At 63.4% G+C, this 13,454-nt stretch carries 9 protein-coding genes and 1 tRNA gene; 2 read left to right on the top strand and 8 right to left on the bottom strand.

What is annotated here, in order from left to right:
* Positions 1-79: 79 nt before the first annotated feature.
* The 7 genes from ACZ5J0_RS06090 to ACZ5J0_RS06060 form a co-directional block, all read right to left on the bottom strand.
* Positions 80-2,740 (bottom strand): AAA family ATPase, encoded by a 2,661-nt coding sequence (locus ACZ5J0_RS06090; protein ID WP_250821494.1) that lies wholly within the window; start codon positions 2,738-2,740, stop codon positions 80-82.
* A gap of 41 nt (positions 2,741-2,781) precedes the next feature.
* Entirely contained in the window at positions 2,782-5,514 is a 2,733-nt protein-coding gene (locus tag ACZ5J0_RS06085; RefSeq protein ID WP_250821495.1) for a helix-turn-helix transcriptional regulator, read from the bottom strand.
* A gap of 141 nt (positions 5,515-5,655) precedes the next feature.
* The gene (pth, locus tag ACZ5J0_RS06080; RefSeq protein ID WP_142939831.1) at positions 5,656-6,240 is read right to left on the bottom strand and encodes an aminoacyl-tRNA hydrolase; all 585 of its coding nucleotides are present in this window, start codon (positions 6,238-6,240) and stop codon (positions 5,656-5,658) included.
* Positions 6,241-6,359: 119 nt separating this feature from the next.
* Positions 6,360-6,935: a 50S ribosomal protein L25/general stress protein Ctc gene (locus tag ACZ5J0_RS06075; protein ID WP_142939832.1), complete on the bottom strand. Its 576-nt coding sequence runs from the start codon at positions 6,933-6,935 to the stop codon at positions 6,360-6,362.
* Between the two features lie 319 nt (positions 6,936-7,254).
* Positions 7,255-8,235, bottom strand: coding sequence for a ribose-phosphate diphosphokinase (locus tag ACZ5J0_RS06070; RefSeq protein WP_011774071.1), 981 nt, complete (start codon positions 8,233-8,235; stop codon positions 7,255-7,257).
* Positions 8,236-8,237: 2 nt separating this feature from the next.
* Positions 8,238-9,731, bottom strand: a complete 1,494-nt coding sequence (gene glmU / locus ACZ5J0_RS06065) for a bifunctional UDP-N-acetylglucosamine diphosphorylase/glucosamine-1-phosphate N-acetyltransferase GlmU (protein ID WP_464094404.1) — start codon at positions 9,729-9,731, stop codon at positions 8,238-8,240.
* 123 nt (positions 9,732-9,854) lie between these two features.
* Positions 9,855-9,926, bottom strand: a tRNA-Gln gene (locus ACZ5J0_RS06060).
* Between the two features lie 289 nt (positions 9,927-10,215).
* On the opposite strand from ACZ5J0_RS06060, the gene ACZ5J0_RS06055 reads away from it, so the two are divergent.
* On the top strand, positions 10,216-10,815 hold the full coding sequence (locus ACZ5J0_RS06055) for a TetR/AcrR family transcriptional regulator (protein WP_464094702.1): 600 nt from the start codon (positions 10,216-10,218) through the stop codon (positions 10,813-10,815).
* 200 nt (positions 10,816-11,015) lie between these two features.
* Positions 11,016-11,432: a VOC family protein gene (locus tag ACZ5J0_RS06050; RefSeq protein ID WP_223942099.1), complete on the top strand. Its 417-nt coding sequence runs from the start codon at positions 11,016-11,018 to the stop codon at positions 11,430-11,432.
* A gap of 179 nt (positions 11,433-11,611) precedes the next feature.
* On the opposite strand, the gene ACZ5J0_RS06045 is transcribed toward ACZ5J0_RS06050, so the two are convergent.
* Positions 11,612-13,441: an ABC-F family ATP-binding cassette domain-containing protein gene (locus tag ACZ5J0_RS06045; protein WP_464094403.1), complete on the bottom strand. Its 1,830-nt coding sequence runs from the start codon at positions 13,439-13,441 to the stop codon at positions 11,612-11,614.
* Positions 13,442-13,454 lie beyond the last annotated feature (13 nt).

Below are 13,454 nucleotides of genomic sequence, written 5' to 3'. Positions count from 1 at the left end.
TCCATTGATTGGTTAAATCCCGCGCGATTCCAAGGGCAGCTGCTTTAACGGCGATTTTGCAGGTACTCAGGCGGCGTCGTCAGTGACGGACGGCAGCACCCAGGTCTTCCCGCCTGCGGATACCCAGTTTGGCGTAGCTCCGGTACAAGTGGCCTTCCACGGTCCGGACCGAAACCATGAGTTTCTCGGCAATTTGACGGTCGGTCAGGCCCGAAACAGCCAATGCCACAATGTCCTGCTCGCGTCGGGTCAGTGGCACAGACCGGTCCGCCTCGGTTTGGGGGTCGTGGACCAGGGCGTCGCCCAGGGTTGCCTCATTGACATCCCGCAGTACCGCAGCTTGTCGCGCTTCCGGGCGTTTGCCTTCGGCGTCGAAAGTCACAGCCGCTTTGTCGAACGCTACGGCGGCCGGCCCGGGCATCCCGGATGCTGCCAGGAGGTTGCCTGCGTTCACCAGCCCTTGGCCCTCACCGCGCAACTGCGCCGCCGCCAGGGACTGCCAGCCGGTTGCCCAGCTTCCTGCCATCGACGACGCCGTTTCCTGGATTGACTCCAAGGCCTGGACGTCCCCGGCTTCAGCCCTGAGGACCAGGTTTTGGAGCAGAATGCCCGGCAGCCGATGAAGATGACCCGATTCCGGTAGACCACTAAGTTTCGGCAGCCCGGTGCCCTTGCTGAGAAGTTCCTCGCCAGCAAGGCGGAACAGCTCCGCAAGGGCCTCAACGTAGGCACCACCGGCGGCAGCACCACACTGCTCGCTCTCCAGTCGGCTGGCCAGCGATGCGTTGCCGGACCTGGCCGCCGCGTAGAAGGCAAGGGCCGTTCCAAGGCTTCGCAGCTGCAGCGGGTCCCTGACGCGGAGAGCCTCGACGGCGGGCGTCAGCAGTTCCTCGGCCTTCTCCAATCGGCCCTGACGCAGCAATGACAAGCCTTTGAGCGCCTCAAGATCACCGCCAAAATAGATCAGCCCCCTGGCCGTGGCAGCACCGTACCGGTCCAGGGCAGTCCCGGCTGCCTCCCAGTCTCCAGCCTCCAAGGCGGCAAGCGTGTAGCGCAGCAGCACGAAGTCGCTGATGTAGAGAATCTCATGGTGGTGCTCGTCCAACAGCAGCAAAGCTTCACGCCCGGCGTCCAGCGCCTCCACGGCTTGGCCCTCCACCGTCAACAGCTCGCACTGCATCGCACGAAGGAATATCCGGTTCAGGGCAAGATCGGGGCCATCCGTTGCAAACTTCTCGGCAAACCGGTCCAGGCCCTCGCGGAGTTCCTCGTAGTGGCCGTCACTGGCCAGGACCGCCAATTCCACTGCCCGGACGTGCCCTTCGACCCGTTGGAGCACAGAATCCGACGACTCCCGCTCACCCATCAGGGCTTTTGCCGCGGCCCAGGCATCAGCCACAATGTCAGCCGGCGAGTCTCCCGCGGCGGCGCGCGCGGCAGCCCACAGCAGGCCTGCGCCCACGGGGCCGGCCGCGTCAGCATCCAGGAACCCGGAGCCTTCCTCCAACAGTCGGACGGCACCGCGGTAGTCGCCGTCGTTGTATTTGACCATGGCCATGACGGCGCGTGCCCGCGGGCGCAACTCCTCCGAGCGGACCTTGGCAGCCGCCGCTAATGCCAGCGGGTACTGGAGCGTCTTGGCGGCCAGGAAGGCTGCCTGCAGCAGCCGTTCATCATCGACGTCGGCACCACAGTCCAGGGCCCAGCCCACCATGCGCAGCAGGCCCTCCTCCGTGGACGATTCTCCTGGAAATTGCTGCACCATGCGCTGGCGGATCTGCAGGCTGCGGGCGGGCGAAACGATCTGCCGGAGCGCCTCACCGTACATGGGGTGCCACATCCTGAGGGGCCCGCCGGGTCCGTTGGCAGAGACCACAAGCCGGTTATCCATCAACGCCCGTACGGTGTCCCTGCCTACCAGCGTATCCAGCACCGCGGCAGGGACGGGCTCGGATAAGGCAATGACGTACATCGCCTCCCGTTCGGCTTCGCTGGTACGCAGGACCCTGTTTCGGACTACATCGGCAAGGTTTTCCCCGCCCCCGGAAAGTGCACGGGTCAGGAGCCACACTCCGTTTCGACGGACCAGGTTTCCATCAGTCCTGGAGTCCTCCAGGAGGCAGTGAAGCAGCAACGGGTTGCCCTCGGACATGGCGTGCAGGGCTTCGGCCGCACTGGACATGACCGCTCCCCCAAGGGTCTTTTCCGCCAGCTCCGTAACAGTGACCTGATCCAGCGGATGGAGCTCCAAGCGCTCTGCCAATCCGTCATACCAGAGTTGCAGCAACGCCGCAGGCAAGCCGGGCCTGGGCCTGCTGGTGGCTACCAGCCGCGCCCATCCGGCGGTGACCAGCTCGGCCAAAATCTGGGTGCTACCTTCATCGAGATCGTGGGCATCGTCCACGATCAGCAGCAGGCGGGCACCTTCCCCGCCACGCCGTTGCTCGAACTGGGACCAGAACTCGCGCAGGATCGCCACAGGCGAGGTTGCCTGCTCCACGGGAAGATCCAGCAGATAGGGAGCCAGGACTCCATAGGGAACCGCGGACAAAGCAGGGCTCCCGTGAACCTGCATCACCACCATCTCCCCAGCCAGGCGGGCGGCGATTTCGGCTGCCAGGGCGGTCTTGCCAATTCCGGAATCGGCAACCAGAAGCACAGCCCCGGCGCCTTCCTGCCTCAGGATCTCCATGGCCAGTTCGAGTTCCGCGTCCCGGCCTACAAGGTGCTCAGCCCTCATGGGCAACCCGCGCCGGGGCTACGGAAGTTGCACGCCGCAGTTCACAGCAGCCCATTGAGCTCGCCCCGAGACGATACGCCGAGCTTGGTGAACACCTGGTACAGATGACCTTCTACAGTTCGCACAGACACCCCAATATCCATCGCGATTTCGCGGTTGCTGACACCCTTTCCCGCGAGTTTAGCAATCTGGCGTTCCCGTTCGGTCAATACCGGCGCGTCGCTGCGTGGCTGGATCGGTAACGCCGGGACGGAATGCTCCAACCTTTCGAGCCGCAGCTGTGCCGTTCGGGCCGCCGTGGTCTCGCCGGCGTCCCTGGCGAAGTCAAGCGCCATGGCCACGCAGCGGGCTTCAACCACCAGCAGATCCAGTGCCGCTGCGGCGTCTGCTGCCGCAAGCAGCGAGCGCGAGCTCTTCGTCAGGGCGCCGCGTGCAAGGTCACCGGAGATCTTGGCCAACGGTCCTTGGCGTCGGCCGGCAATGTCTTCCAGCAGCCGGTATTCCTCATCCGTGCCTTCCACTGTGGCCCCAAAAAGGTTGATGCCGGCGGTGGTGAACCGCTGCTGCTCCATGTCGTTCCGCACCCGGGCCAACAGACGTTGCTTCACGTCCGGGTCTCCCATCCAGCGCCCGGCCATCTCTGCACAAAACTCAGCCACGGATTCGGAGAAGAAGGTCCCCACTCCCCTGCAGGTGCGGAACAAGTCAAGGTATCGGCCGGCCTCCACGGAATTGCCCAATTGAGCATAGGCAAAAGCGGTGGCTGCGTAAGCAACCTTGTTCATGTTCATACTGGGCCGCAGTTCGAGCTGGGCGACGGCCGATCGCAGGGGTTCAATTGCGCTGGCTGGCTTACCTGCGTATGCGAATGCGAGCCCAATTCCCAGTTCGGTGAGCGCGCCCCTGTATTGGAGGCGTGAGGAGCCCGAGGGCGTGCGGCGCATCAGTTCGATACATTTGCGCCATTGGCCGGACAGCAGGAGCACCAGGAACGCATGCTTGGCGAAGGATTCCTCCAACTGTGCCGGGCGGTCCACGTCCCCCAAGTGCCGTGAAACGGTTCGAGCAAGTTGTTGCGCCTCCAGTTCCCTGCCCAGCATGCAGCGGGCCTCAATCAGGAAGAAGGAGGATTTGAGCCAGTGTTCAGGGTCCTCCGAGGAATCCTTGGCCTGCTCGGCTTCCAAGTCCTCAATCATGGCGGCGTACTCACCAGTGAAGGTTTTGTACTCGTAATTACATAGCTGCAGGCGGTTACGCGCCTTTGCCATGGCCTGCGCGGGATAGTCCTTGGCCTTGGATTCGAGCGTCTCCAAGCAGGCGGCGATCACTCCCGGCACCATACCGGACCGTCCGTCGATCCACGTCATTGCCTGGCATTTTGCTGCGGTGACTTCAGCGAACTCCAAGGGGTCCAAGGCACTCATGCGGGATTCGGGCACTTCATCCAGGGCCTGGGCCGCATGCAGTGGCAGGTCCAGCATAAGGTAGGCCGCAGCCTTCAGACGCTGTCCGGGCACCCATTCACTGTCCTGAGGGTCCAACGACAGGGTGCATTGGATAGCGAAGTTGGGATCGTAGTCATCCAACGCCGCCCGCCCGGCCGCAAGCGCATGCGCGGGCGACGGCGCCGGCTCATCCTCGGACGCGTGCATCCATGCCGCATAGCTCAAGAGATCCTGCGGCGCCAAGGCCTGCAGCTCGGGTTCTTTGGGACCGTGCAGCATCAGGCGCAGCTCACGCATGCGGCGGGTGCTCAGCCAACCCCGGACAACTTCTCCTACATACGGGTCCCGGAGCGAGACCCAGTGCTCACCGGTCTTTTCTATCGTCAGCAGTGCCGCCTCTTCCATGTCCACCAGGACGTCGGCGCCGAAGATCGCTGCAAGATCCAGTAACGTTGCGCGCTGCGCGCAGGCCAGGATTTCGACGACGGTCCTGCTGGCTTGCGGTTCGCGCGCCAGCCTGGAACGGACAAAGTCCTCCACCACCGTGGCACCCTCAAGATTGATCCGATCACGCAGTGTCCAGACGGAGTCGTTGAGGACCAGGTTGCCCGAATGCCGCTGCTCCTCAAGAAGAGCATGCAGGAGCATGGGGTTGCCGCCCACTGCCGAGTGCAGTGAACCCACCAGGGTTGAAGAAACGTAATGGCCAAGAACCGAGCCGAGGACCTGTTTGGTCTGTTCCTCGCTGAGGGTGTTCAGATGAACCTCGCCCAGCACTCCTTCAAGGACCAGCCGGTGGAAATCGGCGGGGAGGTCACTGGCGCGTTGGACGGTGGCGATGACTTTTGCGGTGCCGGTAGCCATAAGGTTCAGCAGCACCCCGGTGCTCATGGGATCCATGCCGCCGGCGTTGTCCACGATGAACACGGTCTCCCGGCCGGCGGCCTCTGACCTGATCAGGTTGGTGACCGCGTGCAGTATGCCGGTGGGCGAACCCACGGCCTCCGAAGGCAGCCGGGCAAGCAGGAAGCCAAGGCATCCGTAGGGGGTCTGACCGCTGGCTACAGTGTTACGCAGCTGGAGGCTGTGGACTTTGGGGCCGAGTGAGGACACCACGGCCCTCGCCAGGCCCGACTTTCCGATCCCCCGCTCCCCCGTGAGGACCACGCCGTAGGAATCGGGTGATTCCAGATGCTTGCTCGCCTTGGACAAATCGTGGCTCCGGGCCAACAGCGACCATGTTTGACGGTCTGTTGGGCCGCCCAACAGATCGGGAGCCGCAGCCCTCGCTGCGCCTCCACCGCTCCTGTTTAGCAACTCCGCCGACATCCGCATCCTTAGCTACACATTCGCGGTAGTCCCCCACCGCTTACCTGCGTACCATGCACACTACCGTCGGGCGCCCGCAGTTTGTAGGGCTAAAGGTCCTCGGGACCGTCAGGCTTTCCTCAGGCTTTCCTCAAGATTTGCTCAAGCTTTGGCGGGGTGGTGCTTCTGTTGCGCCGCGAGCAGGCCCTGGTCCATGAGCAGTTCCACGGCGTCAGCTGCCTCGTCCAGGAGAAACGGCAGTTCCTTCTTCTCCGCGGTAGCGAAATCGCGGAGAACGTAATCGGCTGTCTCCATCCGTCCTGGTGGCCGGCCAACGCCTACTCGGACGCGCAGATAATCCTTGGTGGCGAGTGCTTTTGAAATGTCCCGCAGGCCATTGTGGCCGCCCTCGCCACCGCCAAGTTTTAGCTTGACTGTGTTAAAAGGGATATCAATCTCATCGTGGACTGCGATGACATGGTCCGGGGCAATGTCAAAAAAGTTGCACAGTCCTGCAACGGGTCCACCAGAGACGTTCATGTACGTCATGGGCTTGGCAAGCACCACGCGAGGACCCCCGATACCGAGTCGCCCCTCAACCACCTGGGCCCGGGCTTTGTGCACCTTGAACTTCCCACCCATGCGGGAAGCAAGTTCATCCAGCACCATCTGGCCAACATTGTGCCGATTGTTGCTGTACTCACTGCCGGGGTTGCCGAGGCCAACAATCAGCCAAGTGTCAGTCATGGTCTCATCCTAGGAGTGTGTGCGGGTTCAGCCGAAACGGTGGACGGCAAAGAAGAAAGTGGCCGGGAACCCAAGGGTGCCCGGCCACTGAACGGCGTAAGCCTCAAACAGTCAGAAGACTACTCGGCAGCAGCTTCCGTGTCTTCTTCTTCTTCCGAGCCAGCGGCTTCAGCGATGCGGACAACCAGGGTGTCGCCTTCGGTGAGCAGGGTGGAACCCTTCGGCAGGACCAGGTCAGAGGCGTGGATGCTCTCGCCGGCCTTGAGGCCTTCGATGCTGACCTCGACGGCGGTGGGAACGTGGGTTGCTTCTGCTTCGAGGGAAACCGTGGTGGCTTCGAGGCTGGCAACGGCACCCGGAGCAACTTCACCGGAAACGTGGACGGCGATGTCGACGGTAACCTTCTCGCCGGCCTTCACGGTCTGGAGGTCAACGTGCTCGATGATCTGCTTTACGGGATCGCGCTGGATGTCCTTGACGAGCGTGAGGTGCTGCTCGCCGTCGACGTCGATCGCGAGGAGGGCGTTGGAAACGCGCACTGCCAGCGTGGTGGCACGGCCCGGCAGGTTGATGTGGATCGGCTCTGCGCCGTGACCGTAGATGACAGCCGGGATCTGGCCGGCCATACGTGCACGGCGGGCGAAACCCTTGCCGAATTCGGTGCGCAGTTCTGCGGTGAGCTTCTGCTCAGACATGTGTACTCCTTGATTACTGTGTCACCCGGAAAGTCCGGGCTGGTCTATCAGCAAGGGCGGAGGTCTGGAGATCTTCTACGCCCGGCTGAGATCGGCCGCCGAGCAGCCGTTCCGCCTGTGTTGAAGGAGATGCAGACCCAGTCGATAACGGAGACCCGCAACCCTGATCCACATAATGCGGACCGGATGTGCTCTCCCTCGCCAAGGTATCCCCAGAAGTTTAGCAGCGGATCGCACTCTTTCTGAAAACGACCAAAGAAAACGGGCCACCCGCACGCCCGAAGGCGGCAGATGGCCCGCTTAAGTCAGCAGTCCGGCGTTAGGCTTTGCCGTCGAACAGGCTGGTGACCGAACCGTCGTCGAACACTTCACGAATGGCGCGCGCAATCAAGGGAGCGATCGACAACACCGTCAGCGACGGGAAGCGCTTCTCAGCCGGGATGGGCAGGGTGTTGGTAACCACAACTTCACGGGCACCGGAGTCGGCAAGGCGCTGGGCTGCGGGATCGGAGAAGACAGCGTGGGTGCAGGCAATGATGACGTCCTTGGCACCGGCGTTCTTCAGGACCTGGACGGCACCGGAGATAGTTCCACCGGTGTCGATCATGTCGTCGATCAGCACGCAGGTGCGTCCCTCAACCTGGCCAACAACGGTCTTGGAAACGGCCTGGTTGGGGACGGTGAGGTCGCGGCTCTTGTGAACAAACGCGAGCGGGGCGCCGCCCAGGCGCTCTGCCCACTGCTCTGCAACCCGGACTCGGCCGGTGTCCGGGGAAACAACAGTGATGTTGTCAGCTTCCACCTTGGTGCGGATGTAGTCAGCCAGCAGCGGGATGGCCATCAGGTGGTCCACGGGGCCGTCGAAGAAGCCCTGGATCTGCGAGGTGTGCAGATCAACGGACATGATGCGGTCCGCGCCGGCAGTCTTGTAGAGGTCGGCAACCAAGCGGGCGGAGATGGGCTCGCGGCCACGGCCCTTCTTGTCCTGGCGGGAGTAAGGGTAGAACGGGGAAACTACCGTGATCCTCTTGGCCGAGGCCCGCTTGAGGGAGTCGATCATGATCAACTGCTCCATCAGCCAGTTGTTCAACGGAGCCGGGTGGGCCTGGATGACGAAGGCATCAGTGCCACGGACGCTCTCGGCCGAACGGACGTAGATTTCCCCGTTGGCGAAGTCGTAGGCGTCGATCGGCAGGAGCTCGGTCTCCAGCTCCTTCGCGATTTCCTGCGCCAGCTCCGGATGCGCCCTTCCGGCGGCGAGAATCAGTTTCTTCTCGCCGTGTGCGGTAATTTCGCTCATGCCTATTTGCCCTCTTCTGTGGTTGCCGGGGATTGTGAGGATGTGGAGGCGGACGTCAACTCGTGCGCAGCCTCAGCCAGCTTTGCGGAGTCAGTGCCCGGACGGTTGGCAACGACCCAACCTTCAGCGTTCCGCTGTGCGGCCAGGCTCAGGGCCAGTGCGCCCGCGGGAACATCCTTGCGGATGACGGCCCCGGCGCCGCTGTAGGCTCCGTCGCCCACGGTCACGGGAGCTACGAAGACCGTGTTGGAACCTGTACGGACGCCCGAGCCGATCACCGTGCGGTGCTTCTTCTCGCCGTCGTAATTGGCCGTGATGTTGCCGCAGCCGATGTTGGTGTCTTCGCCGATCTCGGCATCACCGGCATAGCCCAAGTGGGACAGCTTGGAGCCACGGCCAATGGTGACGTTCTTGGTTTCGTAGAACGCACCGATCTTCCCGGTCTCGCCAAGGACAGTGCCGGGGCGCAGGTAGGTGAAAGGCCCCACGCTCGCCTTGGCGCCAATCGTGGAACCGGATCCGTGCGTGCGGATCACCTTCGCACCCTCACCCACGTTCACGTCGGTCAGCGTCGTATCGGGACCCACGACGGCGTCACGCGCCACTGTCGTTGAACCGTGCAGTTGCGTGTTGGGCAGCAGGCGGACGTCTTCGTCAAGGGTGACGGTGGCGTCGATCCACGTGGTGGCGGGGTCCACCACGGTTACCCCTGCGCGCATCCAGGACTCGATGATGCGGCGGTTGTGCTCGGCACCCAGGGCAGAGAGCTGGATGCGGTCGTTCGCCCCTTCAACCTGCCAGCGGTCTTCAGTGACGACGGCGGCCACCCGGCCGCCTGCGTCGCGGGCCAAGCCCAGGACGTCAGTTAGGTACATCTCGCCCTGCGCGTTGTCTGTGGTGACCTTCGCCAGCGCAGTGCGCAAAACGGCGGCATCAAAAGCGTAGATGCCCGAGTTGACTTCGCGGATGGTCCGTTCGGTTTCGCTGGCATCCTTGTGTTCGCGGATACCGGTGACGGTTCCGTCGTCGGCGCGCAGGATCCGGCCGTAACCGGTGGCGTCGTCCAGCACTGCGGTCAGCACTGTGACAGCGTTGCCCTCAGCCTCGTGGGTTGCCACCAGTTCGCCAAGGAGCTGGCCAGTCAGCAGCGGAACATCGCCGTAGGTGACCACTACCGTGCCGGAAAGCTCGGCGTCGGCATCCAAGGCCTTGAGCGCTACTTCCACTGCGCGGCCGGTGCCGGGAACGTCGTCCTGGTCAACAATCAGCGCTTCCGGGTCAAGCCCTGTGACATGCTCGGCTACGCGGTCACGCTCATGGCGGACCACCAAGGCCAGCTTCAGGGGATTAATGGCACGTGCGGCAAGAAGAGCGTGGCCCACCATGGAGCGGCCGCCGATTTCGTGAAGGATCTTGGGAGTCCGCGACTTCATGCGCGTTCCGGCACCTGCGGCCAAAACGATCACCGCTGCGGGACCGATGGTTTCGGGGCTCACGTACTGGCTCTCCTTGCTCGGTATGTCCCGGGTAACCCGGCTTCGGAATGCTGCAATCCAACAATGGACCCAGGCACCGTGAGAGCCGCTACAGGTACAGAGAAGGAGCGCATTTTCCGACCGTTCCGCCCATAGGATTCGAACCTATACTCCACGGCTCCAAAGGCCGGGGTGCTGCCATTACACCAGAGCGGACCGTGCATGCTTTCGTCCCCCGAATCTTGCGGCCCGGAGGGTTTCCCGGATCACCGGGATGCACACACAAGAAACTAGTTTGCCATGACCACCCTGTGCTTCGCGACTTGACCGCCCCGCGTCTGCTCCGTGACTGGTTCCTCCACCCTCAGGCAGCCCGCCCATCAGCCCTTCCCCAGCCTACTTAGGGCATGATGGTCAGGTGAGCAACCGCACTGAACTCCCCCGGCCGGCTGCTGTGTCCGAGGCCGCAGCACGCGCCACCATTGCTCCGGCAGCGCGCGTACGAATGACCGGGCAGCAGCGCAAATCACAGCTCATACGCATAGGACGCGCACTCTTCGCCGCCCGGGGCCTGGACGGCACCACCATCGAGGAAATCGCCGCCTCAGCCGGCGTTTCAAAACCCGTGATCTACGAGCACTTCGGGTCCAAGGAAGGCCTGTACCGGCAGGTGGTGGAGACCGAGTTCCGGATCCTTTTGGATTCCATCACCGAGGCCCTCAGCACTGAAGCCAAGCCCCGGGTACTGGTTGAACGCGCCGCCCTGGCCCTTCTGGGATACATCGAAGACCGCACGGATGGTTTCCGGATCCTCATGCGTGATGCCCCGCCCTCGCAGCCCGAGGGCGCCTTCTCCACTCTGCTCTCCCACGTCACCGCCCGCGTGGAACATCTTCTCTCCGACGAATTCGCGCGCCGTGGATTCAGCGCTTCAGACGGAGCAATGTATGCGCAGATGCTTGTCGGTATGGTGGCGATGACCGGCCAGTGGTGGCTCGACAGCCGTACGCCGGACAAGCGCGCCGTTGCCGCGCACCTGGTCAACCTGGCTTGGAACGGCCTGACCGGGCTGCAAAAAGAACCCGGGCTCCGCAGCGAAGGCTAGGTCTATTCCGCGCCCCTTACACCCAACCGTCTCTCACATCCCACCCCCAAAAACCCAACCGTCTCTCACATCCCACCCCCTTCCGGCCATCCCTCTCTCACATCCCACCCCCAAAACCAAACCGTCTCTCACATCCCACCCACAAAAACCCAACCGTCTCTCACATCCCTCGCGCCCTGGCACTTTTGTAAGCTTGGTTCATGACGGCGCCCCACCTCTACATCAGTTTTCCCGGCTCAGCTCGAGATGCTCTTGGCTTTTACGCCGAAGTCTTCGGTGGTGAACTGTCCCTGCATTCGTACCGGGACTTTGGACGCACGGACGGGCCACCGGAAGCGATTGCCCACGGAGTCCTCAGCGGAGTCGTCTCCCTCAGCGGATCTGACGCAGCGGCTGGCGAGAAGACCGTACAGATCGAAGGGGCCATGCTCTCGTTGCTTGGAGCAGCCGATCCCCACGTTCTCCACGAATGGTTCGACAAACTCGCCGAGGGCGGCCGGATCGTGGACCCGCTCGCGCCAAAACCGTGGGGTGCATCAGACGGCCAGGTTGTGGACCGCCACGGCCTGCGCTGGCTCATAGGCTACGAGCCGGCGTCGTCAACCGACGGGATGTGAGAGAGGGATCGCCCCAAACCCGCGGGATGTGAGAGAGCGTTGGTAATCGGCGGTCAGTGGCGTTTCGCGAAGGAGCGCATCGCGGCGCATCGGGAACCGTAGGTCGCCCCGCGACCGCAGGAGCCCCTATGCGTCGTGTCTAAGCGACGGCGAAACGGCACTGACAGGCCGCAGCACCCCTACTCGCCGAGGATTTCGGCGGCCTCCAGCCACTCCAGCTCCAGGCCCTCTTTCTCCTCGAGCAGCTCCTGCAGCTTGGCGTTGAGCTCCCCCAGGGCATCGAAGTCGCCGGATTCGGACTTAGCGGCCATCTGGGTGTGGAGCTTTTCTTCCTGCTGTGAGATCTTGCTGAGCTGACGGTCGATCCTGTTGAGGTCCTTGCGGGCTTCGCGCTTTTCGGCTTCGCTGGCACCGGAAGAGGCGGCAGTGGACGAGGACCCGGTAGCGGCGGTCGGAGCACCGGAGCCGCCCCCAACGGCGCCCGAGGCCAGTGCGGCTTCACGCAGTTCCAGGTATTGATCCACGCCGCCGGGCAGCCCACGGAGTTTGCCGTCGCCCAGCAAGGCCATCTGATTGTCGGTGACGCGTTCCAGCAGGTAGCGGTCGTGGCTGACCACCACCAGCGTTCCCGGCCAACCATCCAGAACGTCCTCGACGGCGGCAAGGGTGTCGGTATCAAGGTCGTTGGTGGGCTCGTCGAGCATCAGTACGTTGGGCTCCCCCACCAGCAGGCGCAGGAGTTGAAGCCGCCGGCGCTCACCGCCGGAAAGGTCCGAAACGGGGGTCCACTGCTTCTCCTTGGTAAACCCGAGTTGGTCCACCAGCTGGCCGGCGGTGAATTCCTTGCCGCCCACACTGAAGGACCGCTTCTCGCGCTCGATGACCTCAATGACGCGAAGATCGGAGACGTCGTCCAGTTCCTTAACGTCCTGGGTCAATACGGCCGTGACCACAGTCTTACCGCGCTTGACCTTGCCCGAGCTCGGTTGGATTTCGCCATTAAGCAGTTTCAGCAGGGTGGATTTGCCGGCGCCGTTGACGCCCACCAGCCCCAGCCGTTCGCCCGGGGCCAGACGCAACGTGATGTTGTCAAAGAGCTTCTGCCCCACGTTGCCGTCCAGGAAGTCCAGCGTCACGTTCTCAAGGTCAAGCACATCCTTGCCCAGGCGTGCGGTGGCCATTTTACTGAGGGCAACGGAGTCGCGGGGGTCGGGAACATCGGCAATGAGGTCATTGGCAGCCTCGATGCGGAACTTGGGCTTGGCGGTTCGGGCGGGAGCGCCGCGCCTCAACCACGCAAGTTCCTTCTTGACAAGCTGCTGGCGTTTGCTTTCGACGACGGCGGCGGTGCGGTCGCGCTCGGCGCGCGCCAAGACGTAGGCGGCGTATCCGCCGTCGAACATGTCCACCATGGCGTCGTGGACTTCCCAGGTGTAATTGCAGACTTCGTCCAGGAACCAGCGGTCGTGGGTGACTACGAGGAAGGCGCCCTGGTTGGCGCGCCAGCGTGTCTTGAGGTGCCGGGCCAGCCAGGCGACGCCTTCGACGTCGAGGTGGTTGGTGGGTTCGTCCAGCATGATGACGTCGTGGTCTTCGATGAGGAGCTTGGCCAGCGCGACGCGGCGCTTCTGGCCACCGGAGAGGGCGTGGACGTTGGCGTGCCAGTCCACATCGCCCACCAGTCCGCCCATGACTTCGCGGATCTTGGGATTGGCCGCCCATTCGTGGTCCGCGCGGTCGCCGACGATCGCAGCGCCCACTGTCAGGTCGCCGTCGAGCACGTCGCCCTGGTCCAGGTAGCCGACGTTGACGTCCCCGCGCTTGGTGACGCGACCGGAGTCCGGCGTCGAGCGGGAGGCGAGCAGGCGCATGAGCGTCGATTTACCGTCGCCGTTGCGGCCCACCATGCCGATGCGGTCGCCGTCTTCCAAGCCTAGGGTGACGCCGTCGAGGACAGTGCGGGTCGCGAACGAAACGGTGAGGTTTTCGCCGCCAAGCAGGTGGGCCAATGGGTACTACTTT

The organism is Arthrobacter sp. DualSoilB13, from assembly GCF_055389195.1.
This window is presented reverse-complemented; position numbering and strand designations above follow the sequence as displayed.